We start from the raw sequence: 24636 nt of genomic DNA on the forward strand, positions 1-24636 counted from the left end.
ATGATTCTCATTTATAATTCGTGGCTATGGGGGTGCAATGGGCAGGCGCCGTGGCGCCACGGGTGTGAAGGAGGGCATGATGGGCAGTGTGTATGGTAACGAGGACGCGATCGCGCATGAGCATCGCGTGCTGATCGGCGAGTATGGGCGGGCGCAGGCCCGCTGCAGTGCGCAGCTGGCCGCGCAGGCGGCGCGCATCGCGCAGCTGGAGTCGGAATTGATGCGCGCGCGGGCGCAAGTCGTGATCCGCGATACGCGGCTGGCGCTGGCGCGTGACGAATTGGCCGAACTGGCGACCGCCGCACCGGGCCTGCCGACGCGGGCACGGCTGGCGCGCAAGGTCGAGTGGCTCAGTGAGCGCGTGCAGGACCTGATGCGCGAGTTGCTGCGCCTGCAGTGGTTGCCCGCGCCGGGCTTGCGGGCCGACGTGCGCGAAAAGGCCGTGCTATACGTGGGCAACTATGCAAATCTGGAGCCGGGCCAGGCTGCGGGCGGCGTCCACGTGGCGCAGCAGGCCGTCGAGCAGGCCGGCGGACGCTTCCTGCACCATGCGGGCGGGGACGACGGCGCCGACGACGTGGCGGCGCTGGAAGCGGGGCTGGTAGCGGCCGACCTGGTGATTTGCCAGACGGGCTGCGTCAGCCACGATGCCTACTGGCGCGTGCATGACCACTGCAAGCGCACGGGCAAGCAGTGCGTGCTGGTGGACCAGCCGCAAGCCATGCATTTCGTGCGCAAGGAGGCGCTGGCTGCTTTTTGATTCCGGATTAATGCCTGCTTAATCCGCATGGGGCAGAATGGCCACCATTCGACGTCATAGAAAGCGCCCATGCTGTCCCTGCAAATCGGCCCCCTGGCCCTGCCCACGGGCCTGGTTCTGTTGTTCTTCTCCCTGTGCGCCGCCTACGGCGCGGCGTGGTGGCTGCGGCGCTACCGCCAGCTGCCCGACGCCGGTCCCCTCGTTTTCCGACATGCTGATCGCCGGCCTGCTGGCGGCGCGCCTGGCTTTCGTGCTGCGCTGGCACGAACAATACTTCGCGGCTCCCTGGTCCATCCTGAATATCCGCGACGGGGGCTTCCTGGCGCCGGCTGGCATCGCCGCCGCGCTGGCCATCGCCGCGTGGCGCTGCCGGCGTCCCGCCATGGCGGCCATGCGCCGTCCTCTCGTCATCAGCGTGGCGTCCGGCGCGCTGGCCTGGGGCGTGCTGAGCGCAGGGATGGGGCTGGCGTATGACAAGCCGGCAGCCTTGCCGGCCGTGGCCCTGCAGGCGCTCGACGGCGCGCCAAAGACCCTGGCGGCGCTGGCCGGCGGCAAGCCCATGGTGGTCAACCTATGGGCCAGCTGGTGCCCGCCATGCCGGCGCGAGATGCCCGTGCTGGCCGCCGCGCAGCAGGCGCGCGCCGATATCGTCTTCGTCTACGCGAATCAGCGCGAGGATGCGGCTGCCGCCAGCGCTTTTCTGGACAAGAGTGGTGTGACCTTGCGCAATGTGGTGCTCGACAGCGAGGCGGCGCTGGGCAAGGCGGCCGGTTCCTCGGCCTTGCCGACCACCCTGTTCTATGACGCGCAAGGGCGCCTGGTCGACACCCACCTGGGCGAATTGTCCGACGCCTCGCTGGCCAGCAAGCTGCAGAAGATCACGCCCGTTCCCTGAGGCGGGTATGCCTTTTGACGTAACCGTGGCGGCTTCTGATAGTATACCCCCCTATAGTATTTATCGGGGTGAATCATGGGCCACACGGCACACAACAAGACCAGGCTGCTCAATCGCGTCAAGCGCATCAAGGGACAGGTGGAAGGCCTGGAGCGGGGCCTGGAAGAGGGCCGCGACTGCGGCGAAGTGCTGCAGCTGATCGCCGCCGTGCGCGGCGCCGTCAATGGCCTGATGGCGGAAGTCATCGAAGAGCACTTGCGCGAGCACGTGGCCAGTCCCGATATCTCCGGCGAGGAGCGGGCCAGGGGCGCCGCGACGACGACATCGCGGGCATTCTGCGCACCTACCTCAAATAAGGAGATCGCCATGAAAACGCACTCCCTGAGCGAAGACCTCTCCGCCTGGCAGCACGAACACGTGTTTGGCGCAGCCAGCGACAAGGCAGAACGCCGCGCGCGCATCGTCATGTGGATCACGCTGGCCACCATGGTGCTGGAAATCGTCGCCGGCTGGTGGTACAACTCCATGGCCCTGCTGGCCGATGGCTGGCATATGAGTTCGCACGCGCTGGCCATCGGCCTGGCCGCCTTTGCGTATGCGGCCGCGCGCCGCTATGCGCGCGACCCCCGCTTTGCCTTCGGCACGTGGAAGATCGAGGTGCTGGCCGGCTATACCAGCGCCATCCTGCTGCTGGGCGTGGCCGTGCTGATGGTGGCGGCCTCCGTCGAGCGCCTGTTTTCGCCGCAACCCATCCACTATCCGCAGGCGATGGCGGTGGCCGCCTTCGGCCTGGCGGTCAACCTCGTGTGCGCGCTGATCCTCGGCGGCCACCACGATCACGGGCATGACCACCACGGCGGCCATGACCACCACCACGACCATCACGGCCATGGCGAAGACCTGAACATGAAGGCCGCCTACATCCACGTGCTGGCCGACGCCGCCACCTCCGTGCTGGCCATCGTGGCGCTGGCCGGCGCGTGGGCTTATGGCTGGCGCTGGCTTGATCCCGTGATGGGCATCGCTGGCGCCGTGCTGGTGGCGCTGTGGGCGAAAAAGCTCATGCTGGACACGGGCAAGGTCTTGCTGGACCGCGAGATGGACCATCCCGTGGTGGACGAAATCCGCGAGGCCGTGGAAGTGGAAAGCGCCGGGGACACGCCGCGCATCGTCGACCTGCACGTCTGGCGAGTCGGCAAGCAGCTGTATTCGTGCGCTTTCTCCGTCGTCAGCCGCGATGCCAGCCTGACAGGCGCCGAGCTGCGTGCGCGCATCGGCATCCACGAGGAAATCGTCCACAGCACCATCGAGATTATTCGCCGGCCTTGACAATGATGGTGAAAAAAGCCCGTTGATGCGGGGCGTAGGCCGTATAATGTCGGCTTTTACAGCACGCGCTGTTCACCAGACAGAGAAGAAAATGAGCACATTACCACCATGCCCGCAATGCCAATCCGAATTCACGTACGAAGACGGCAGCCAGTTGATCTGCCCTGAATGCGCGCATGAATGGTCGGCCACGGCTGCAGAAGCGGCGGAGGAGGGCGCGAAGGTGTACCGCGATTCGGCCGGCAATATCCTGCAGGATGGCGACACGGTCAGCGTCATCAAGGATTTGAAATTGAAGGGTGGCGGCGGTGTCGTCAAGATGGGCACCAAGGTCAAGAACATCCGCCTGGTCGACAGCGACCATGATATCGACTGCAAGATCGACGGCTTCGGTTCCATGAGCCTCAAAACCGAGTTCGTCAAGAAGGTGTAACGCTTTTACCTGTAACACGGCGCGCCGGCTTCATTCCCGCGCGCCGTTTTTTTATTCAGACTCCATGCAAATCGATCATCTGCGCCAGCGCCTGCGCGCCCTGGGCGCCAAGCCCCTGCACGAACAGCGCGTGCTGCGCGACTGGATACAGGGCCAGCCGCACGACCAGGGCCGGCGCCGCGCCGAAGACTTTTTGCCGCTGCCCGTGCGCGAAGCCTTGCCTGCGCTCGACCTCGAACTGCAGGGCATGCTGAAGCTGCTCAGCACCCATCCGGGCGCGGACGGTTCCGCGCGCCTGCTGGTGGGACTGCACGACGGCCAGACGGTGGAAAGCGTGCTGCTGCCGCGCGACGGCCTGTGCGTGTCGAGCCAGGTCGGTTGCGCCGTTGGCTGCCAGTTCTGCATGACGGGCCGCGACGGTTTGATCCGGCAAGTGACCAGCGGCGAAATCGTCGCGCAGGTGGTGCTGGCGCGCACCTTGCGCCCCGTGAAAAAAGTCGTCTTCATGGGCATGGGCGAACCGGCGCATAACCTGAACAATGTGATGGAAGCGATCGAGCTGCTGGGCACCGAGGGCAATATCGGCCACAAGAACCTCGTGTTTTCCACCGTGGGCGACCCGCGCGCCTTCGAGCGCCTGCCGCAGGGGCGAGTCAAGCCGGCGCTGGCCCTGTCGCTGCACACGACCAAGCCGGCGCTGCGCGAACAGCTGCTGCCGCGCGCACCCAAATTATCCCCGCGCGAGCTGGTGGAGTTCGGCGAGTCGTATGCGCGCCTGACCGGCTACCCGGTGCAGTATCAATGGACCCTGATGGAAGGCGTCAATGATGGCGAGGACGAGATGGACGGCATCGTGGCGCTCCTGCAGGGCAAGTACGCGGTACTGAACATGATTCCGTACAACACCATCGACGACTTGCCGTTCAGGCGCCCCAGCTGGGACAAGGCGCGGGCGATTGCCGCCGCCCTGCATGCGCGCGGCGTGCTGACCAAGCTGCGCGATTCGGCCGGTCAGGACGTGGAAGGGGGATGCGGGCAGTTAAGGGCGCGCGAAGCGAAGGGCAGGAAAGTGATCGAGATACACGCAGCGTAGAACCGGGGTTAGACCCCCGGATACGTTGGCATCGAGCTTGACGCTAACAGCGTTGCGGGTCAGATCCCAGCCTTTGCCGTGGGGTTAAACTCCGCCCAGCAAATCGTTTTCATTCAAGATCGCAAACGCGATCTCGGGGTGCGCGGCCAGGCAGCGCCGCACGGCGGCCGGAATGGCCGCGCGCGTCTTACGGCACAGGCCCGGTTGCTCCAGCAGGCGGATCTGGAAGCCGCGCACGCTGCGCACTTCGCCGCTGCCCGGTGCAATCTGCAATTCCACGCCCAGATTTTTCTTCAACAGCAGTTGCAGCTTCTGCAGCTGTGCATAGGTGGCGATGCCATCGATATGCGCCAGCAGGCGCTTTTCTTCCGCCAGGTTCAGGCGCAGGATGGACAAGTCCGCCTGCGCATCGTCGAGCAGCCGCTCGCGCTCGCAGTCGCACAGCTGCGGCGGGCACTCCTTGCGGACTTCAAAATCGACGATGCGCATGCTGGTGTTCCAGTGACGTTCCAATGGCGATCCGGGATAAATCCAGTATCGTCCGCCATCTGGCGCCTGTCAATCAGCGCGGGCTGACGATCAGGCGCCAGAGGATAGGCCCCCCTGCTCGCTGCTGTGCTGATGGTGGTTTTGCGGCGGCATGACGTGGCCTTCCGTCGACACGATTTCGTGCGCGCAGCCGTCGCAGCGGTAGATGCCCGAATACGGCACGGCTTCGCCGGGCGACGTCAATTCATCGAAACGCGGGTGCATGGAGCGGGCCACGTAGCTGGGGTTCTTGTAGTCGGCCATGGATTCCTCGTGAAGTGGGTAATGACGCCATTCTGGCACACTATTGTGCGGGGCCTTGACCGCGTGTCTTGGCGCGCGCGCCGCCCTGTGTTGTAATGTTGATCATTTCATTTGAACACGCAAGGCCATGAGAACCCGCATCAAGATCTGCTGTATCGCTTCCATCGACGAAGCGCAACTGGCGATTGCCGCCGGCGCCGACGCGCTGGGCCTGGTGGCGGCCATGCCGTCCGGCCCTGGCCCGATTCCCGATGGGCGCATCGCGCAGATCGCCGCCTGGACGCCGCCGCCCGTGGCCACCTTCCTGTTGACGTCCGAAACGACGGCGCAAGCCATTGCCGAACACGTGCACGCCACGCAGCCATCCACCGTGCAGATCGTCGGGCATGTCGATCCCGGCGAAGTCGCTGAGCTGGCGCGCCTGCTGCCGCACGTGCGGCGCGTGCAGGTGATCCACGTGGAAGGGCCGCAGGCGCTGGAGTTGATTCCCGCCTATGCGCCCCACGTGCATGCCTTTTTGCTCGATTCGGGCCGCCCTGGCGCGCCGGTCCCGGAACTGGGCGGCACGGGCCGCACGCACGACTGGTCCATCAGCGCGCGCTTCGTGCGCGCCAGTCCCCGTCCCGTCTTCCTCGCTGGCGGCCTCGATGCGAACAACGTGATGGAGGCCCTGCGCCAGGTGCGGCCCTATGGCATCGACCTGTGCTCGCGCGTGCGCACCGATGGCCAGCTCGATGTCATGAAACTGGCCCTGCTGATGGCGGCCGTGCGCGACGCGGATGCGGCGCTGTATGCGGAAGGTTAAGCCGCCGTTGCCGACGCGTTCATCTCGCGCACGAACGCTTCCGTAAACGCGGCCACCATGCCGCTGGCCGCGCGCGGCGAGATCAGGCCGACGACGGAATGCGATTCCTCGTCGGGCAGGGCAATGAAACGCACGCCGGGCGGCGCCACCAGGCGCATGCTGTCCGGGACGATGGCGATGCCCATGTTGGCCTCGATCAGGTTCAGCTGCGAGGTCTTGCGCGACAGGGCGCGCGCCGCCTTCGGAAAGAAGCCCTGCGCCAGGCACAGGCCCGCCACCAGATAGCTCAGGCCACCGCGGTCCTTGTGCGGGATCGAGACGAAGGCTTCATCGCGCAGGGCGGCGATCGTCGTGCGCTCCAGGGCAGCAAGCGGCGAGGCCGACGACACGGCCACCACCAGCTTTTCCGCGTACAGTTCGCGCACGACGATGTTGGCGTGCTTGCGCAGGGTGGGCAGGCGCACGAGTCCCAGGTCGGCGCGGCCTTCCTCGATATCAAACGCCTGGTTTTCCGACGATCCCTTTGATACATCGAGCGAAACGCCGGGGAATTGCGCCAGCAGGCGGTTCAGCACGGCGCCGATGGCGGGCGTGAGGGTGACGGAACTCGAATGCAGCAGGCGGATGATGCCTTGCGCCCCTTGTCCCACGTGGCGTGTCTGGCGCACGGTTTCCTCGATGTCGTCGAGGATGCGCCTGGCCCGTTCATAAAAGACCTGTCCCGCGGGCGTGAGTTCGATATGGCGCGCGTCGCGCGTGAGCAGCAGCGCTTGCACCTCGCCCTCGAGTTCCTTGATTTGCCGGCTCAGGGCCGACTGCGCGATATATAACTTTTCCGCCGCGCGCGAGTAGCTGCCCGCATCGACGACGACTTCGACAAAATAGCGGAACTGTTTGATGGAAATCAATCGTATGCCTTTTCGAGATCGGAGACTGCCTGATTTGATATTAGCCTTGCCCCGGCGTTCACGCTACAGTGGACTGATCTGCCGTCACTGCAAAGGAAAGACCATGCTGGAATTGCTCGGGGTGTTGGGAGTACTTGTCAGTATTATCGTAAAACTGATTTTCGTCCAGATCGGCGGCGTGGCCGAGGGCAAGGAGGACTAATATGCCAGGGTCGCCACATACGGAGCCGACAAGCTCAAAGCTTGCAGGCGGCATGCTGGCGCGATCCCGTCCCATTCCGCCAGCGGCAAGCCCGCGCACTTGAGCGCCGCCTCGCGCGCCGTCCACGCCTGCGCCAGGCGCAGCGAGCGCTGGTCGGCAGGGCAGTCGGCCAGCTCAGCTGCCACCTGCGGCCCCAGGTAATCGCGCGCCAGATTGAACCAGTCGGCAATGTCCTGCACCCGCATCACGTCGATGCCGACGGCGCCATGCAGGTGGACGGCAGCCAGCGACAGTCCCTCGTCATGGCTGAACGACAGGCCCGCCGCGCGTCCTGCCAGCAGCAAACGGGGAGGGGCGCCCGGCGTCGATTCCACTGAAATCGCCTCGATGTCCAGGTTTCGCCATTGCGCCGCCGCCTCGCATACGGCCTGGCGCAGGTGCGCGCGTGCTTCGATACGTGACGGCGGCGGCACGATGCCGATCGCCAGCACGCCGTCGCCCGACCAGAGCACCGTAAAATCCATCAGCTGCAATCAGCTACGCAAAGGCGCGGCCGGACATCCGGCCCAGTTGCTGCCGGCGGGGATGTGTTCGCCCTTCATCACCAGGGTCAAGGGGCCAAGGCGGGCATTGTCGCCCACCCTGGCGCTGTACAGCACGGAGCTGCGCGGGCCCATGTACACGCGCTGGCCGATCTCCACGTGGTCGATCTTCATCACGCGGTCTTCGAACAAATGCGTTTGCGGGCAGGTCAGGGCGTTCAATTCGCTGTAGTCGCCGATATGCACGCAGTCGAATTCCGTGATGTCCGTCGTATCCATGTAGACGCCGCGGCCGATCTTGCAGCCGAACAGGCGGAAGGCCAGCGGCAGCCACGGCGTGCCGCGCAGATAGCGCATGAAGTTGGGCACGGCGATGCCTTCGTACAGATTGGTCACGCCTTCCGAGATCCACACGAACGGCGTCCACATGGGCGCCGCGTGCTTGCGGTAGCGTCCCAGCAGCAGCCACTTGAACAGCACGACCACCAAAAAATTGCCGATGCCGTAAGCCAGGCCGGCGATGGCCAGGTCGCCCACCACTTCGCCCCAGCGCCCGGCGCCCGCGATCGGCATCACGTCCAGCACCAGGGTATAGCCGACTGCGATCACCACCGCGTGCGGCGCGACGATGCGGAAGGCTTCGATCAGGCTGCGGCCCAGGCGGCGCAGCATGGAAGGCTTGAAGGTCAGGTGCTCGGCAAAGCCGCTGACCTGTTCGCGCGCGGGCAAATGCATGGGGGGAGAGCCGAGCCAGGTGTCGCCGCCGTGCATCTGCTCATTGCGCGGCGCGTGCGTGTGCACGCCGATCAGCACGTGTTCGGGTAGCACGGTGCCGTCCGGGATGTAGCTGCCGTTGCCGACGAAGCTGCGGTGCGAGACGACGGTGGGGCGCATGGTCATCCAGCCGCCGTCGATCTGCTCGTCGCCCAGCATGACGGCGTCGGCGATGAAGGTGTCGTCGCCCAGGGTCAGCATGTCGGGCACCACGCCCAGCGCCGTGGAAATCTCCGCGCCCTTGCCCACCTTGGCGCCCAGCAGGCGGTACCAGTACGGCGCGTACACGGTGGCGTAAATGCCGTGCAGGACGTTCAGGCTCGATTCCTGGATATGGCTGACCAGCCACTTGGCGCAATACAGATTGCTGTGCACGGGCGAGCTGCCCGGCTTCAGGCGGGGCAGCGCGCCCCAGCGGATGGCGGCTGACAGCAGGGCCGTGAGCACGATCAGCACGGCGCTGGCGGGGAAGGCCAGCAGGAAGTAGCGGGCCAGCTGGGTCGTCACGTCGCGGCCCTGCAGCCACGGCATCATTTCGCGCTCGTCGAACCAGTCGATCAGCACGAAGCTGGGGAAGACGGGCATGAAGAACAGCACGGCGATGAGGACCATGCCAAAGCAGAAGAACAGGGTTTCGCCCGTCAGGCGCAGGCGCGAGACGGCGGGGCGCGGCGGCTGGCTGGCCCGGTCGTAAGGGCCGATGTCGCGCGCGGGCGAGCCAGTCCAGACCCTGCCGGTCGGCACCGAGGCGCCATCTGCCAGCGCCGATTGTCCCTCCAGGTGGCCAAATGCGCCTACTTTGGTATTGCCTTCCAAAATCGCGTAAGAGCTGATGCAGGCATCGTCACTGATGCTGATCCGGCCCAGCAGCAAACGGCCCCGTTCAACGCGGGCGTTTTCAAAGTTGACGGCATTGCCGACGCTGACGTTGTCGCCGATGGACAGCAGGTCGGGCGCGCGCAGGGTCATCGAGCCGATGACCACTTCCTTGCCCACTTTCGCGCCCAGCGCGCGCAGCCACCAGCTGTTCAGCGATGAACCGCTGAGCAGATACGCGGGTGCCGATTCGACCAGGCGGTCGGCCAGCCACCAGCGGTAATACGTGACGCCCCAGAGCGGATAGCTGCCCGGCTTCAGACGCCCGGCGATCAGCCACTTGCCGGCAATCGCAATGGCAAATTCGGCCAGCGTCGCGAGCAAGAACACGCCGATCGAGGCGGCGATGGCGCGCGGCACGGTGTCGCCCGTGTCCCCCGTGAAGAAGTGGTAGGTGAAGAACGGCGCCATCCACTGTGCCATGCGCAGGGTGACGAGGCCCGGCACGGCCGCCGCCTGGGCCGCGCCGCAGATCCAGCGCTTCCAGGCCGACGACGGCGTCCAATCCGCTTCCGGCGTGGCCAGCGCGGGCACTTCGTTCAAGACGGCGGCGATCTTGCCGATCTGCCGGTTCTGGTAAATGTCGCGCACCGTCATGTGGGCGTAGGCCGGATCGGCGCGCAGGCTTGATGCCAGGCGCGCGGCCAGGAAGGAGTGGCCGCCAAGGTCGCTGAAGAAGTCCAGCTGGCGCAAGATCGCCTGGCCGGGGAAAAGCTTGGCCAGCGCCGCGAACAGGGCCGCCTCGGCCGGCGTTTCCGGCACGTCCGATACACCCGCCTCGCCGGCCGGCGGCGCGGACAGGGGCATGGCTTTCAAGGCTTTCCTGTCGATTTTCCCCGAGGTCAGGCGCGGCATCAGCGGCAGCAGCTCGAAACGGCCCGGCACCATGTAGGGCGGCAAGTGCAGGTTCAGGGCCGCGCGCAGGTTTTTCGCCGCCAGGGCGTCGTCGGGCGCCTCGTCGCTGCCGACGATGTAGGCCACCAGCTGGTCGATTCCGTCATCCTTGCGCAGCAGGACGGCCACCGTGCCCACGCCCGGTTGCTGCGCCAGCACGGCTTCGATCTCGCCCAGTTCCACGCGGAAGCCGCGTATCTTGACCTGATCGTCGGCGCGGCCCAGGCACAGCACCTGGCCGTCCGCATCGATGCGTGCCAGGTCGCCCGTGCGGTACAGGCGCGCGTCGTCGTCGGTGCTCGCCCAGGGATTGGGCAGGAATTTTTCCACCGTCAGGTCGGGCCGGCCCAGGTAGCCCTCGGCCAGGCCGGGGCCGATGATGCACAATTCCCCCGTTTCGCCGCGCGCCAGCAATGTCAAGGGACGGTTTTCTCCGGACTCGGCCACCTGCAGCACCAGCAAGCCGTAGTTGGGCAGCGGCGTGCCGATGGTGACGGGTTCCCCGGGCCGCAAACGCGCCAGGCTGCACGAGACGGTCGCCTCCGTGGGGCCATAGGTGTTGAACATGGCGCGGCCCGGGCGCGACCAGCGCTCGACCAGGGATTCCGGGCACATCTCGCCGCCCAGGTTGATCAAACGCAAACTGGGCACTTCCTCGGCGAACAGGGCCAGCAAGGTCGGCACGGCGTGGAGAACGGTGACCTTGTTCTCGGCCAGCGCGCGCGGCAAGGCTTCCGGGTCGCCCGAAATCTCCTTGGGACCCAGCCACAGGGTGGCGCCCACCAGGTAGGCGATCCAGATTTCCTCGAACGACATGTCGAAGGCGACGGAAAAGCCCTGGTAGACGGTGTCGGATTGCGTGACTTCCAGCACGGCGTTTTCGCTGCGCAGGAAGTGGCAGATGCTGCGCTGATTGATCAATATGCCTTTCGGCTTGCCCGTGGAGCCGGACGTGTAGATCACGTACGCCGGGTGTTCGGGCAAGACTGTGCCGCGCGCGGGCAGCAGTTCGCCCGGCGCGGCGGGGGCCAGCAGGCTTTCCGCCGTCCACACGGGGCGCTCGACGCCGGCCTGCTCCAGGCGCGGCGCGAACTGCGCACAGCTGACGACACCAAAGCCATTGGCGTCATCGAGGCACACTTGCAGGCGCTCGACGGGCGTGTCTTCATCGACGGGCAGCCAGGCGGCGCCCGCCTTGGCGATGGCCGCCTGCATCAGCAGCAAATGCGCGCCGCGCGGCAGCCACAGGCCGACGATGTCGCCGGGCTTGACGCCGGCCGCCACCAGGCGCGACGCGGCCAGGCCCGCCTGCGCATCGAGTTCGGCATACGTGATGCGGCGTTCGCCATCGATCAGAGCGATGTGTTCGGGGCAGCGGCGGGCCGTCGCTTCCAGCAGGTCGGCCAGCACTTCCTCGCGCAGCAAATCCGGTCGCGGCGGGCCGTACAGGATGTCGGCGTGGGTGGACGGGGTGCCTGGACTGACTGCGGTGAAATCGTTCATGGATGACGCTTATCTGTAATGCTGTAGGAGGAATCTGCTGTGCTGCGCATGGTGCGCGGCACAGTTGATACATTACAGCACGCAAGGCATTTCAGCGTTGCAGAACGGGGAATTTTGTGGATCTTTCAGCAATTATGTGGCGGCAGGCTCAACTGCCATGATTACGGAATGTAAATTGCGGAAACATGGCGCCGATTTGCGCCAAAGTAGGCGCCGCCGGATAGCCGTGCAGGGGCCGGCCGGACAGCGCCGCATCGACGCAGCCGTCGGCGCGGAATTGCTGCAGCACGTAGTTGTCGACGCCTTTGGCGGCCAGGGTGGCGGCCAGGGCCAGCAGTTGTGCGTCCGGCAGCAGGTCGGGATGCGTCGTGGTGCGGCATTCGTAGGCGACGCCGCTGGCAAGGATGGCGTCCAGGCAGGCGCGCGCCGGGTCGCCGCTGCCGGCCACGCGGGTCACATGGCGATAGTCGGCAAACGGCGCCTTGATGTCGAAGCCGACCCAGTCGACCAGGGGCAGCACTTCCTGCAGGCGCTGCGGATAGATGCAGGCCGTGTGCAGGCCGATGCCGAAACCCAGCGCTTTGATGTCCAGCATGGCGCGCCCCAGCGCCGGGTCCATGCACGCCTCGCCGCCGCTGAAGACGACGGCGTCGACCAGGCCCACGCGGCGGCGCAGCCAGGTCAGGACGTCCTGCCACGGCATGGCGCCTTCCGGCGTGCGCCCCTGCAAGTGCGGATTGTGGCAATAGCCGCAACGCCAGGGGCAGCCCTGCACGAAGACCACGGCCGCCAGCTTGCCCGGGTAGTCGGTGGCGGAAAAGGGCGTCAGGCCGCCCACTTTCAACTCAGCCATGGCAGGCGGGCAGGCCAAGCCGGGCGCCCGCTTCCGTAAAGTACTGGCGCTCGTGGAATTCGCCCTGCTTGCCGATGTTGAACGAGGCGACGGGGCGGTGGTAGCCCATCACGCGGGTCCAGATTTCGCAGCGCTGGCGTTCGGTGTCGAGCAGGGTGATGGCGGGAGTGAAGTCGGGACGTGCATTCATGGCGTTTCCTCAAGTGATGGAGCAATGTGGGCCTGCTTGCGGGCGATCAGCTCCGCGTCGCAGGTGGGGCAGAATTCATGTTTGCCGGCCAGGTAGCCGTGGCGCGGGCAGATGGAAAACGTGGGCGTGTGACGGTGATATAGGGCAGCGAGAAGCGGCTCAGGGCGCGCTTTACCAGCTCGCGGCAGGCGTTCGCGTCGGACAGCGCTTCCGTCATGTACAAATGCAGCACCGTGCCGCCCGTGTACTTGCGCTGCAGCGCGTCCTGCAATTCCAGCGCCTCGAACGGGTCGTCCGTATGCCCGACGGGCAGCTGCGACGAGTTCGTGTAATACGGATTGTCCGGCGTGCCCGCCTGCAGGATGGCGGGATAGCGCTTGCGGTCTTCGCGGGCGAAGCGGTACGTCGTGCCTTCGGCCGGTGTCGCTTCCAGGTTGTACATATGCCCCGTCTCTTCCTGGAATTGCACCATGCGGGCGCGCACGTGGTCGAGCAGGCGTATCGCCAGCGCATGGCCCTCGGCGGACGTGATGTCCCAGGCGTCGCCGCTGAAATTGCGGATCATCTCGTTGATGCCGTTCACCCCCAAGGTGGAAAAGTGGTTGCGCAGGGTGCCCAGGTAGCGCTTCGTGTACGGGAACAGGCCTTGCTGCATCAATTCCTCAATGGTGCGGCGCTTGATTTCCAGGCTGCTCTTGCCCAGTTCCAGCAGGCGGTCCAGGTCCGCCATCAGCGCCGCTTCGTCGCCGCGCCATCGGTGGCCCAGGCGCGCGCAGTTGATCGTCGTCACCACGCCCAGGGAACCCGTCTGCTCGGCGGAACCGAACAGGCCATTGCCCCGTTTCAGCAGTTCGCGCAAGTCCAGCTGCAAGCGGCAGCACATGGAGCGGATCATGTTCGGCTTGAGCTCCGAATTGATGAAATTCTGGAAATAGGGCAGGCCGTAGCGGGCCGTCATCTCGAACAGGCGTTCCGCGTTTTCGCTATGCCAGTCGAAATCCTCGGTGATGTTATAGGTGGGGATGGGAAAGGTGAAGACTCTGCCCTTGGCGTCGCCCGCCATCATGATCTCGATGTAGGCGCGGTTGATCATGTCCATTTCCGCCTGCAGCTCGCCATAGCTGAAGTCCATTTCCTGGCCAGCGATGACGGGAATCTGCTCGCGCAGGTCGTCCGGGCAGACCCAGTCGAAGGTGAGGTTGGTGAACGGCGTCTGCGTGCCCCAGCGCGATGGCACGTTGAGGTTGAAGATCAGCTCCTGCATGTACTGGCGCACGTCTTCGTAGCGCAGGCTGTCCTTACGGATGTAGGGCGCCATGTAGGTGTCGAAGGAGCTGAACGCCTGTGCACCGGCCCACTCGTTTTGCAGGGTGCCGAGGAAGTTGACGATCTGGCCGATGGCGCTCGACATGTGCTTGGGCGGGCCCGATTCGATCTTGCCCGGCACGCCATTCAAGCCTTCGTGCAGCAGGGTGCGCAGCGACCAGCCGGCGCAATAGCCGGCCAGCATGTCGAGGTCGTGGATGTGCAGCGCCGCTTCGCGGTGCGCGGCGCCCACTTCCGGCGGATACACCTGGTCCAGCCAGTAGTTGGCGATGACCTTGCCCGACACGTTGAGTATCAGGCCGCCCAGCGAGTAACCCTGGTTGGCGTTGGCGTTGACACGCCAGTCGCGCCGGTCCAGGTATTCATTGATGGACGCGGCGACGTCGACCTGGCCGCGCATGGATGGAACTGCATTTGTCGTCATGAAACCTCCAATAAACACAACATGCGGTGTTTTTATGGAGATTAATCACTAAATATAGTGGCGTCAAAGGGCGCGTGCAGTTGCGTGGCGAATCCTTGATGCAGGTGAAAAATACACCTCAGCCGGTTTTGTTCCAGCGCGTTTCGCGCAGGATCAGCCAGCTCGCGAAAAAGAACGCGGCGCCGCAGGCGGCGACGCTGGCGACGGAGGCGGGCAGCACGTGCGTCCAGATTTCCAGCGGCGTATAGGTGCTCCAGCTGGCCACGCGCGCGTCGAAGGTGACGTAGTTCGCCAGCAGCCAGTAGATGGCCAGCAGGCCCGTGCAGATGGCGGCCTGACGCAGCAGCGGCATCTTGCTGCGCGCGAACACGGCCAGCAGGAACAGCAGCAGCACGCCCGGATACGCGCCCAGTACTTCGGGCGACAGCACGGAGAGGGTTCCCGCGTCATAGCCATCGGCCGGGCCGGCCCACTGCACTTGCAGCGCGGTGAGGAACAGGGTGAGCAGGAAAATCAGCAGCGGTTTGCGGGTCATGGCGGGCAATCGGAGGGAAGAAAAGTGGGGCATTTTACAGCCAGGTCAAGCAAGTTGAACGCGCGCCAGCCATGCATGCATTCCTTCACCTGCGTCAAGGACTGGGCGGCATGGGCGGGGCTATAGTCTGCACCCTGAGCCGATACAGGACTGAGAACACCATGATGCTTGAATCAACCACCGCCACCCGCGTGGCTGGACCGCTGGAACTGGTCTGCCCCGCCGGCAGCCTGCCCGCCTTGAAAGCGGCCGTCGACAATGGCGCCGACACCGTTTACCTGGGCTTTCGCGACGCCACCAATGCGCGCAATTTCGCCGGCCTCAATTTCGACGAGAAGGCCATTGCCGAGGGCGTGCGCTACGCCCATCAATATGGACGCAAGGTGCTGCTGGCGCTGAACACCTATCCGCAGCCGCATAACTGGGCCGTGTGGCGCAGCGCCATCGACCGCGCCGCGCAGGCCGGCATCGACGCCATGATCGTCGCCGACCCGGGATTGATGGCCTACGCGGCCCAGCACCACCCGCAGCTGCGCCTGCACCTGTCCGTGCAGGGCTCGGCCACCAACTACGAAGCCATCAATTTTTACCACGAACATTTCGGCATCGCCCGCGCCGTGCTGCCGCGCGTGCTGTCGATGGCGCAGGTCGAGCAATTGATCAGCAAGACGGAAGTCGAGATCGAGGTCTTCGGCTTCGGCAGCCTGTGCGTGATGGTCGAGGGGCGCTGCGCGCTGTCCTCGTATGCGACAGGCGAGGCGCCGAACACCCACGGCGTGTGCTCGCCGGCGAAATCCGTGCGCTGGCTGGAAACGCCGAACGGCCTCGAATCGCGCCTGAACGGCGTGCTGATCGACCGCTACGCACCCGGTGAAAACGCCAGCTACCCGACCCTGTGCAAGGGGCGCTTCGAAGTCAACGACGAAGAGTATTACGCCATCGAGGAGCCGGCCAGCCTGAACACGCTGGCGCTGCTGCCGCAACTGATCGCCATGGGCGTGCGCGCCGTGAAGATCGAAGGGCGCCAGCGCAGCCCCGCGTATGTCGCGCAGGTGACGCGCGTATGGCGCGAGGCGATCGACGCCTGCCGCGAAGGCAATGCGCGCTACGCCGTCAAGCCAGGCTGGATGGCGGCCATGGACAAGCTGGCCGAGGGTCAGCAGCACACCTTGGGCGCGTATCACCGCTCCTGGAAATAGAGGATGAACATGCTAAAACTATCATTGGGCCCCTTGCTGTACTACTGGCCGCGCGCCACCGTTTTCGAGTTTTACCAGCAGATCGCCGGCACCGCCGTCGATATCGTGTACCTGGGCGAAACCGTCTGTTCGCGCCGGCATGAGCTGCGCCTGGCCGACTGGCTCGATATCGCCGACATGCTGGCCGCCGCCGGCAAGGAAGTGGTGCTGTCGACGCAGGCGCTGATCGAGGCGGGCGCCGAACTGGCCACCCTGCGCCGCATCACGGGCAATGGCCGCTACAGCGTCGAGGCCAACGACATGGGCGCCGTGCACTGCATGGAAAAGGGGGCGTCCTTCGTCGCCGGGCCCCATCTGAACCTGTTCAATGGCCCCAGCCTGCAGCTGCTGGCGCGCCTCGGTGCGCGGCGCTGGGTGATGCCGCTGGAAATGGGGCAGACGGCGCTGGCCGAGATGCAGCGCCAGAAGCCGGAAGGGCTGGAGACGGAGGTGTTCGCCTACGGCCGCATGCCGCTGGCGTTTTCCGCGCGCTGCTTCACGGCGCGCAACCGCAACCTGCCGAAGGACGATTGCGGCTACAGCTGCCTGGAAGAGCCGGACGGCCTGCTGCTGCGCACGCGCGACGAAGTGCCCTTCCTCGTACTGAATGGCACGCAGACGCAGTCGGCGCTCGTCTACAACCTGGTGCGCGAACTGGACGCCATGCGCGACATGGGCGTGTCGGTGGCGCGCATCAGCCCGCAGGCCATGCATACGGAACAGGTGATCGCCATCTTCGACCGTGCCCGCCGGGGGCAGGTCAGCGGCATCGGCGCCCAGGCCCAGCTGGCGGCCTGCCAGCCGGCCGGCGCCTGCGACGGCTACTGGCACGGCCAGCCCGGCATGGAACAGCACGCCGCCCATTGAACGCCTCGAAAGGAAGCACCATGCAAGATCAACTGGAAAGATTGCCCGTCCCGGCCCCGGTTCCGGCCAAACCCGGCATGAGCAAGCCCGCCATGTCGTACCGGCTGCCTGAACCGCTGGCCGAATTGCTGTCCAAGCTGCCGCCATATCCCGCCTCGTGGCTGTTCGTGCAGGGTTTGAACCGCCTGCTGGCGCCGCAATTGCCCGACGACGTGCGGCGCAGCCTGGAGGGGCGCAGCTTGCGTTTGCGCCTGCTGGACGCGGGCATCGCCTTCGATTTCGAGTGGCAGGGCACGGTGTTCGTGGCCGAGCGCTATGTCGACGTGCCCGACCTGTGCATCGCCGCCAGCGTGCATGACTTGATGCTGCTGGCGCGGCGCCAGGAAGATCCGGACACCTTGTTCTTCAGCCGCCGCCTGAGCCTGGAAGGCGATACGGAACTGGGCTTGCTGTTCAAGAACACGCTCGACGCCATCGAATTGCCGCCGTTCGACCTGCAGGCGCTGGGACCGCGCCGCGTGCTCGCGCATCTGCGCGACCGGGGCGCGCGGGAAGGCTGAGCGGGGAATTGCCGGCAGGGCGTTCAGTGGCGGCAGTGGCCGCAGGCGCCGCTGCACGAGGCCAGCTGTTCCTCATCCGTTGCTTCGCCCATGAAGCCGGCGTCGTTGACGGCGGCCAGCAAGCGTTCCTGCGTGGCCAGCCGTTCGTCGAATTGCACCGTGGCGCCGTGGCGCGCCAGCGAGACGCAGACGGTGGCCACGCCCGTGACCGCCTCAAGCGCGCCCGTCAACCTGTCGGCGCATCCTTCGTGATCCATTCCAATAATATTCAAGCGCGCTGTCTGCATGGGTTCCTCTTGTTTTTCAGATAAAAAAAACAGCGTAGGCGAGCGGTGCGCATGCCGTCCAGAGCAGCACGCAGGATTTATTTTGTATTTGCGGTTTTATTGATCTGGATTAATTCCTGCCCCTCCAGTACTGCCTGAAACTGCTGTTGTTTTATACACAGTTTCCCTATTCCAGTCGACAAGCGTACTCTGCTGCGTGATACTGTCATTCTGATAAGAACGCTGAGGAAAGCGCTGGAAAGGAGGGGCCATGCAGCGCCGCACCCTGCTCATGCTGGCCGGCCTGTGGCCGTTGGGCGCTGCCGCCGGCACGCCGCTGCCGCTCGTGTATCCGCGCCATCAGGCGCTCGATGATCCGCAGCAAGGTTATGTGACGGCCCTGCTGCAACAGGCGCTGGCCCGTTCGGGCCAGGCATATGCCTTGCGCCGCTCCGCACTGCGCATGGTGCAGGCGCGCGCCATGCAGGAAATCGCCACGGCGTCGGGCAGCGTCGATGTCGTCTGGGCCATGACGAGCCGGGAGCGCGAAATGCAATTGCTGCCGGTGCGCATCCCTATCGACCGTGGCCTGATCGGCTGGCGCGTGGCCCTGATCCATGCCCGCCAGCCCCAGCTGTTGCGGGGCGTGCGCAGCATCACCGCCCTGGCGCGGCTGTCGGCCGGGCAGATGCGCGACTGGCCCGACGCCGCCATCCTGCAGGCGAACGGCTTGCGTCTCGATACTTCGAGCACTTACGAAGGCCTGTTCCAGCAACTGGCGGCGGGGCGCATCGATTATTTTCCCCGCTCCGTGATCGAGGCGCAAAGCGAACTGGCCAGCCACGCGCAATTGCCGCTGGCGCTCGACACCCACCTGGTCATCCGCTACCCGGCCGCGCTGTACTTTTTTGTCGGCAAGCACCGGCCGGAACTGGCGCGCCACATTGAAACAGGGCTGGAAACCATGCTGGCCGATGGCAGTTTCGCGCAGCTGTTCCAGCAGCATTTCGGCCGCCTCGCGGATGGCCTGAAGCTGCCCCAGCGCCATGTGCTGGAACTGATCAATCCCGACTTGCCGGAAGAGACGCCGCTGGCGCGCAAGGCACTTTGGTATCGCCAAAAATATTACTAATAGTTTTGTTGATCTATGTCAAACAGCCGCCGCAATCGTGCGCAGGATGTTTGATGAAACGCAAAGCGAGTTCAACAGAACACCTGTTGACACTTATAAAATTTTCGCCGAACATCATTCTACTTTGCAACACTTTGCAATACTTTCCCAGCGAAAGCCGCCATGGCAGCTGTCGTGCGGGACCCGTGCGCCCGTTCAACGGCAAGCCGCCGCCAGCCACCGAACGCCCTGTTCCCTTGTAACCATCCGTTATCTTTTCGAAGGTTTGCCCATGCTCGATTCGATCGCGTCGGTATTGCACCAGGTGCCGGAACTGGCCCTGTTCCTGGCGCTGGCCCTCGGTTACGCGGTAGGGCAGATACGCTTCGGCCCCATCCAGCTGGGCGGCGTGTGCGGCACACTGATCGCCGCGCTGCTGATCGGCCAGCTGGGCATCACGCTGGATGCCAGCGTCAAGAACGTTTTCTTCATGCTGTTCATCTTTGCCCTCGGCTACGCGGGCGGTCCCCAGTTCTTTGCCAACCTGAACGCCAAGGGCTTGCGCCTGGGCATACTTTGCCTGATCGAAGTGGTGGTGGTGCTGGCGCTGGTGTTGCTGGCCACGCGGTTGCTGGGCCTGGACCAGGGCACGGCAGCCGGCATGATGGCGGGCGCGGCGACGGAATCGGCCGTCGTCGGCACGGCCACGGACGCCATCTCGAAGCTGGCGCTGCCGGCCGCCCGCATCGCCGAACTGCAAGCCAACGTGGTCACCGCGTATTCCATCACGTACATCTTCGGCCTGATCGCCATCGTCATCGTCACCAGCCAGGTTTTCCCGCTGTTGTTGCGCGTCAACCTGCGCGAGGAAGCGGACAAATTATGGGCAAAGATGGGCGGCGCGCACACCGATGGCGACGGGGTGCAGGCGACGCCGGAAATGGTGGGCCGCGCCTACCGCATCAGCCGGGGGGCCGGGCGCCGCCTCGATGCCTTGCAGCATATTTTCGCGGGCCGCGCCAGCATCACGCGCGTGCGCCGGCACGGCAAGGTGCTTGACCTGGAACCGGCACTGCGCCTGCGCGCCAATGATGAAGTACTGGTGATCGGCCACCGTCCCGCGCTGGTGGCGGCCGAAGCCGTGCTGGGCGAGGAATTTGCCGACACGACGGGCTTGAACATGGCCGTTTCCGCCGTCGAAGTGGTGCTGCAGCAAGCCGCGCTGGTGGGCCAGCCCTTGCGCCAGCTGGCTTTGCCTTCCGGCGTGCACGTGGCGGCCGTCGTCCGTGGCGAGCACAGCATGCCGCCGCCCTTGCCCGACCTGGCCCTGCAGCGCGACGACGTGCTGCGCCTGTACGGCACGGCGGAAGGGCGCGAACTGAACACGGCGCTGGCCGCCATCGGCAAGCGTGTGCCCACGGGCGACCGCAGTAACATCGTCTACGCCAGCATCGGCATCGTGCTCGGCGTGTACATCGGCGGTTTTACCGCCAGGCTGGGCGGTATTCCGTTTTCGCTGGGCACGGGCGGCGGCGCCTTGCTGACGGGCCTCGTATTCGGCTGGTACCAGGCAAGAAAGCCCGGCATGCCGGGCATCCACCCCAGCGCGCTCGACATGATGAAGGATATCGGCCTGGCCACCTTCATCGCCTGCGTGGGCCTGGCGTCGGGACCGCAGGCGATCGAGCTGATCCGCCAGTACGGCCTGTCGCTGCCGCTGATGGGCGTGCTGATCGCCGTCGTTCCCGCCTCGCTGTCGTTGCTGGTGGGTCACTTTTTCCTCAAGCTGGAAGCGCCCGTGCTGCTGGGCGCCATCGCCGGCCAGCAGTGCAGCACGCCGGCCCTGTCGGCCGTGCAGAACGCGGCCGGCAACTCCACGCCCTTGCTGGGCTACACGATTACGTATGCGATCTCGAACGTGGTGCTGCCTCTGCTGGGGCCGCTCATCGTGGCCCTGGCCGGTTCCGTCCACGCATGAGCAGCCGGCAAGGGCACGCGCAGTAAAGAATTCCTTCAACACGAAAGGCGGTCCGTATGGAATGGTTGCATGAGTTATTCAAGAAGTCGCCCGAAATTGCCTTGTTTCTCTCCCTGGCAGTGGGCTACTACATCGGCAAGATCAAGTTCGGCTCGTTTCAGCTGGGCGGGGTCGCCGGTTCACTGCTGGTGGCGGTCCTCGTCAGCCAGGTAGGCGTCGCCATCGATCCCGGCGTCAAGTCGGTGCTGTTTGCCCTGTTCATTTACGCGGTCGGCTATGAAAGCGGACCGCAGTTCTTCAATTCCCTGGGTCGCCAGTCGGTGCGCGAAATCATCCTGGCCGTGGTGCTGGCCGTGACGGCGCTGTTGACGGTGGTCATCATGGCCAAGGTCTTTGGCCTGGACAAGGGCCTGGCAGCGGGCGTGGCGGCGGGCGGCTTGACGCAGTCGGCCATCATCGGCACGGCCGGTGACGCGATCACCAAGCTGGGCCTGGCGGCCGACGAGGTGGCGCGTTTGCAGGGCAATGTGGCCGTCGGCTATGCCGTCACCTACGTGTTCGGCTCGTTTGGGGCCATCATCGTTTGCGTCAATATCTTGCCTAAGCTCATGGGTCGCACCATCCGCGAAGATGCGATCAAGGCGGAAACGGCGCTGCAGGCGGGCGTGCAGGTGCTGGGACCGGGCCAGACGCCGGCCGCGCCAGACCTGATCGGCCGCATCTACGACGTGGGCCCGGGCGCCGGCCGCACGGTGGAAGAGATCGAAAGTGCGCATCCGAACACGGCCATCACCATCGAGCGCGTGAAGCGCAATGGCCAGATCATCGACGTCAGCCCGGACCTGGTGCTGGCGGCCGACGATATCGTGCTGCTGGTGGGCCGCCGCGAAGCCATGCTCAGCGTGTCTTCCCAGCTGGGCAAGGAATTGCTGGCCGTCGAAGGCATGGAACTGGTGATGCAGCGCCGCGACATGGTGCTGACCAACAAGGCTTACCACAACAAGACGGTGGGCGAAATCCGCAGCGCGACGGCGCCGGGTGTGCGCCACGGCATCTTTGTCGTGCAGCTGAGCCGCATGGGCAAGATCTTGCCCATGCAGGCGGAAACCATCGTACAGACGGGCGACGTGGTGACCATCTATGGCGCCGAGCAGGACGTCAAGCGCGTGGCGGCCGAAGTGGGCTACATGATCGTGCCGAGCGCCAAGACGGACTTCGTCTACATGGGCGCCGGCCTCGTCGTCGGCCTGCTCGTGGGCTTGCTGGTGGCGCGCATCGGTTCGATTCCGCTGACCCTGGGCAGCGGCGGCGGCGTGCTGCTGTCGGGCCTGGTCTTCGGCTGGTTCCGCGCCAAGCGCCAGACCTTCGGCTACATGCCCAGCGGCGCCGTGCAAATCCTCAAGGACCTGGGCCTGGCCGGTTTTGTTGCCGTCGTCGGCCTCACGTCCGGCCTGCAAGCCGTGCAAACCGTGCGCGAACACGGCCTGACCCTGTTCGGCGTGGGCGTGGTGGTGACCATCCTGCCGATGATTTTGACCATGCTGATTGGCCGTTACATCTTGCGTTATGACAACGTCGCCATCTTTGCGGGCGCCTTGTCCGGCTCGCGCAGTGCCAATCCCGCGTTCGGCGAAGTGCTGAACGCGGCGCAAAACTCGATTCCCACCGTACCGTTTGCCATCACATATGCCTTGGCCAACGTTTTCTTGACCTTGCTGGGGCCGCTGATTGTGGCCTTCGTCTGAGTCTGCATGTATGTGCAAGAACCTTTGCAAGAACCTTTAAAATTATCAGTCTGATAAGGAGTAGCAAAAATGGATTTTTCAGTAAACCCAAGCAAACTCGCCCTGTTGAGCCCCTTCGAATTGAAGGATGCGCTGATCCAGACGGCCAAGCAAAGCAACCGCCTGATGCTGAACGCGGGCCGCGGCAACCCGAATTTCCTGGCCACCACCCCACGCCACGGCTTCTTCCAGTTCGGCCAGTTCGCCATGACGGAAGCGGAGCGCTCGTATGTCTACATGGACGACGTGGGCGGCTTTCCCACGCGCGAAGGCATCGAGGCGCGCTTTGAAATCTTCGTGCGCAAGCACGAAGGCAACCCCGGCGCGCATTTCATCGAGGCGGCCGTGTCGTATGTGCGCGACCAGCTGGGCCTGAGCGCGGGCGATTTCATCTATGAAATGTGCGAAGCGATTCTGGGCTGTAACTATCCGGTGCCTGACCGCATGCTGCGCCTGTCCGAGAAAATCGTCGGCCAGTATATCCACCGCGAAATGATCGGCAAGCACCCGTTTGTTGGCAACTTCGACATGTACGCCGTCGAAGGGGGCACGGCAGCCATGACCTATTTGTTCGCCAGCCTGAAATCGAACCACATCATCCAGGAAGGCGACACGATCGCCCTGGGCATGCCGATCTTCACGCCGTACATCGAGATTCCTCAGCTCAATGATTACAAGCTGAACACCGTGCACATCGATGCGCCGCAATCGAACAATTGGCAATTCACCAAGAAGGAGCTGGACAAGCTGCTGGACCCGAAAGTAAAAGCGTTCTTCCTCGTCAACCCCAGCAATCCGCCATCCGTCAAGATCGATGACGAAACCCTGGAATACATCGCCAAGATCATCAAGAAGCGCCCGGACCTGATCATTTTGACCGATGACGTGTATGGCACCTTTGCCGACAATTTCGTCTCGCTGTTTGCCATTTGCCCGTTCAATACCATCCTCGTGTATTCGTTCTCGAAATACTTCGGCGCGACGGGCTGGCGCATGGGCGTGGTGGCCACGCATGAAAACAATGTGCTCGACGACAAGATTGCCAAGTTGCCGGAAACCATCAAGAAGCAGCTCGATGCGCGCTACCATTCCATCACGACGGAGCCGCGCGAGCTGAAATTCATCGACCGCCTGGTGGCCGACAGCCGCACGGTGGCGCTGAACCACACGGCCGGCCTGTCCACGCCCGTGCAGGTGCAGATGACCTTGTTCTCCTTGTTTTCGCTGATGGATGAAGAGCAAAAGTACAAGCAGTCGATGAAGCGCATCGTGCTGCGCCGCAAGGAAGCGCTGTACCGCGAACTGGGCTTGCCGATGGTGCACGACGCCAATTCCGTGCGCTACTACCATCTGCTGGACATGGAATCCTTGGCCGCGCAGATGCATGGCGTGGAGTTTTCGCAGTGGCTGCTGAAAAAGCTGAAACCGAACGAAGCGCTGTTCCGCCTGGCCGAGGAAACGGGCGTCATCCTGCTGCCGGGCCGCGGATTCGGCACCACGCATCCGTCCGGCCGCGTCTCGCTGGCCAACCTGAACGAATACGACTACGCCAACATCGGCCGCGCCATCCGCAACATGGCGTCCGAGTTCTTTGCCGTATTTGAAAAGGAGAAGGGAAGCAAGAAGGTCAAGAAGTAAGCCGCTAGCCGCTTACGCTGAGTAGAACGGGCGCCCCGCAAGAGGCGCCCGTTTTTGTCT

Annotated in this window: 22 protein-coding genes and 2 pseudogenes; 14 read left to right on the forward strand and 10 right to left on the reverse strand. The window is 64.7% G+C overall.

What is annotated here, in order from left to right:
- Positions 1–76 precede the first annotated feature (76 nt).
- The 6 genes and pseudogenes from ACQVLG_RS18635 (at position 77) to ACQVLG_RS18660 (ending at position 4510) form a co-directional block, all read left to right on the forward strand.
- Positions 77–760, forward strand: a complete 684-nt coding sequence (locus ACQVLG_RS18635; RefSeq protein WP_474290564.1) for a DUF2325 domain-containing protein — start codon at positions 77–79, stop codon at positions 758–760.
- Between the two features lie 211 nt (positions 761–971).
- Complete coding sequence (locus ACQVLG_RS18640; RefSeq protein ID WP_474290565.1) at positions 972–1655, forward strand: TlpA family protein disulfide reductase; 684 nt, start codon at positions 972–974, stop codon at positions 1653–1655.
- Positions 1656–1730: 75 nt separating this feature from the next.
- Positions 1731–1925: pseudogene (locus ACQVLG_RS18645) on the forward strand (metal/formaldehyde-sensitive transcriptional repressor); the annotation flags it as partial.
- Positions 1926–2021: 96 nt separating this feature from the next.
- On the forward strand, positions 2022–2984 hold the full coding sequence (dmeF, locus tag ACQVLG_RS18650) for a CDF family Co(II)/Ni(II) efflux transporter DmeF (protein ID WP_474295714.1): 963 nt from the start codon (positions 2022–2024) through the stop codon (positions 2982–2984).
- A 91-nt stretch (positions 2985–3075) separates the two neighbouring features.
- Positions 3076–3417, forward strand: a complete 342-nt coding sequence (locus tag ACQVLG_RS18655) for a zinc ribbon domain-containing protein YjdM (RefSeq protein ID WP_077402365.1) — start codon at positions 3076–3078, stop codon at positions 3415–3417.
- A 64-nt stretch (positions 3418–3481) separates the two neighbouring features.
- Positions 3482–4510: an RNA methyltransferase gene (locus ACQVLG_RS18660; protein ID WP_474290566.1), complete on the forward strand. Its 1029-nt coding sequence runs from the start codon at positions 3482–3484 to the stop codon at positions 4508–4510.
- An 84-nt stretch (positions 4511–4594) separates the two neighbouring features.
- On the opposite strand, the gene ACQVLG_RS18665 is transcribed toward ACQVLG_RS18660, so the two are convergent.
- Positions 4595–4999: a hypothetical protein gene (locus ACQVLG_RS18665; protein WP_474290567.1), complete on the reverse strand. Its 405-nt coding sequence runs from the start codon at positions 4997–4999 to the stop codon at positions 4595–4597.
- Positions 5000–5089: 90 nt separating this feature from the next.
- Positions 5090–5302: a protein L gene (locus ACQVLG_RS18670; RefSeq protein WP_474290568.1), complete on the reverse strand. Its 213-nt coding sequence runs from the start codon at positions 5300–5302 to the stop codon at positions 5090–5092.
- A 127-nt stretch (positions 5303–5429) separates the two neighbouring features.
- Here ACQVLG_RS18670 and ACQVLG_RS18675 point away from each other — a divergent pair, with 127 nt between their 5' ends.
- Positions 5430–6107 (forward strand): phosphoribosylanthranilate isomerase, encoded by a 678-nt coding sequence (locus tag ACQVLG_RS18675; RefSeq protein ID WP_474290569.1) that lies wholly within the window; start codon positions 5430–5432, stop codon positions 6105–6107.
- Here ACQVLG_RS18675 and ACQVLG_RS18680 read toward each other — a convergent pair.
- The 7 genes and pseudogenes from ACQVLG_RS18680 to ACQVLG_RS18710 all read right to left on the reverse strand — a co-directional run bounded on the left by ACQVLG_RS18680 (position 6104) and on the right by ACQVLG_RS18710 (position 15134).
- On the reverse strand, positions 6104–7015 hold the full coding sequence (locus ACQVLG_RS18680) for a LysR family transcriptional regulator (RefSeq protein ID WP_474290570.1): 912 nt from the start codon (positions 7013–7015) through the stop codon (positions 6104–6106). The genes ACQVLG_RS18675 and ACQVLG_RS18680 overlap by 4 nt on opposite strands.
- Before the next feature lie 198 nt (positions 7016–7213).
- Entirely contained in the window at positions 7214–7741 is a 528-nt protein-coding gene (locus tag ACQVLG_RS18685; protein ID WP_474290571.1) for a 4'-phosphopantetheinyl transferase family protein, read from the reverse strand.
- A gap of 9 nt (positions 7742–7750) precedes the next feature.
- Positions 7751–11806: a Pls/PosA family non-ribosomal peptide synthetase gene (locus tag ACQVLG_RS18690; RefSeq protein WP_474290572.1), complete on the reverse strand. Its 4056-nt coding sequence runs from the start codon at positions 11804–11806 to the stop codon at positions 7751–7753.
- Between the two features lie 148 nt (positions 11807–11954).
- Complete coding sequence (locus ACQVLG_RS18695) at positions 11955–12659, reverse strand: anaerobic ribonucleoside-triphosphate reductase activating protein (protein WP_474290573.1); 705 nt, start codon at positions 12657–12659, stop codon at positions 11955–11957.
- Positions 12652–12849, reverse strand: coding sequence for an anaerobic ribonucleoside-triphosphate reductase (gene nrdD, locus ACQVLG_RS18700; RefSeq protein WP_474290574.1), 198 nt, complete (start codon positions 12847–12849; stop codon positions 12652–12654). The genes ACQVLG_RS18695 and nrdD overlap by 8 nt, the downstream gene beginning before the upstream one ends.
- Positions 12846–14599 (reverse strand): annotated as a pseudogene (locus tag ACQVLG_RS18705) (ribonucleoside triphosphate reductase). Before ACQVLG_RS18705 ends, nrdD begins: the two are co-directional and overlap by 4 nt.
- Before the next feature lie 118 nt (positions 14600–14717).
- Positions 14718–15134 carry a hypothetical protein gene (locus tag ACQVLG_RS18710; protein WP_474290575.1) on the reverse strand — a complete coding sequence of 139 codons (417 nt, stop codon included), beginning with the start codon at positions 15132–15134 and terminating at the stop codon, positions 14718–14720.
- 161 nt (positions 15135–15295) lie between these two features.
- Here ACQVLG_RS18710 and ubiU point away from each other — a divergent pair, with 161 nt between their 5' ends.
- From ubiU to ubiT, 3 genes are read left to right on the forward strand one after another with little or no spacing between them, the layout of a single operon-like run.
- Positions 15296–16333, forward strand: coding sequence for a ubiquinone anaerobic biosynthesis protein UbiU (gene ubiU / locus ACQVLG_RS18715; RefSeq protein ID WP_442908080.1), 1038 nt, complete (start codon positions 15296–15298; stop codon positions 16331–16333).
- A 9-nt stretch (positions 16334–16342) separates the two neighbouring features.
- On the forward strand, positions 16343–17239 hold the full coding sequence (ubiV, locus tag ACQVLG_RS18720; protein ID WP_474290576.1) for a ubiquinone anaerobic biosynthesis protein UbiV: 897 nt from the start codon (positions 16343–16345) through the stop codon (positions 17237–17239).
- A gap of 20 nt (positions 17240–17259) precedes the next feature.
- Complete coding sequence (ubiT, locus tag ACQVLG_RS18725; RefSeq protein ID WP_474290577.1) at positions 17260–17799, forward strand: ubiquinone anaerobic biosynthesis accessory factor UbiT; 540 nt, start codon at positions 17260–17262, stop codon at positions 17797–17799.
- 23 nt (positions 17800–17822) lie between these two features.
- On the opposite strand, the gene ACQVLG_RS18730 is transcribed toward ubiT, so the two are convergent.
- Positions 17823–18086 carry a heavy-metal-associated domain-containing protein gene (locus ACQVLG_RS18730; RefSeq protein WP_077402408.1) on the reverse strand — a complete coding sequence of 88 codons (264 nt, stop codon included), beginning with the start codon at positions 18084–18086 and terminating at the stop codon, positions 17823–17825.
- A 250-nt stretch (positions 18087–18336) separates the two neighbouring features.
- Here ACQVLG_RS18730 and ACQVLG_RS18735 point away from each other — a divergent pair, with 250 nt between their 5' ends.
- From ACQVLG_RS18735 to ACQVLG_RS18750, 4 genes are all read left to right on the forward strand, one after another.
- The gene (locus ACQVLG_RS18735; RefSeq protein WP_474290578.1) at positions 18337–19197 is read left to right on the forward strand and encodes a substrate-binding periplasmic protein; all 861 of its coding nucleotides are present in this window, start codon (positions 18337–18339) and stop codon (positions 19195–19197) included.
- 271 nt (positions 19198–19468) lie between these two features.
- Positions 19469–21154 carry an aspartate-alanine antiporter gene (gene aspT, locus ACQVLG_RS18740; RefSeq protein WP_474290579.1) on the forward strand — a complete coding sequence of 562 codons (1686 nt, stop codon included), beginning with the start codon at positions 19469–19471 and terminating at the stop codon, positions 21152–21154.
- A gap of 56 nt (positions 21155–21210) precedes the next feature.
- A complete protein-coding gene (gene aspT, locus ACQVLG_RS18745; RefSeq protein ID WP_474290580.1) occupies positions 21211–22899 on the forward strand; it encodes an aspartate-alanine antiporter in 1689 nt (562 codons plus the stop codon).
- A 69-nt stretch (positions 22900–22968) separates the two neighbouring features.
- Positions 22969–24576, forward strand: a complete 1608-nt coding sequence (locus ACQVLG_RS18750) for a bifunctional aspartate transaminase/aspartate 4-decarboxylase (protein ID WP_474290581.1) — start codon at positions 22969–22971, stop codon at positions 24574–24576.
- Positions 24577–24636 lie beyond the last annotated feature (60 nt).

The sequence above is a fragment of the Janthinobacterium sp. TPC_1 genome (assembly GCF_056037845.1).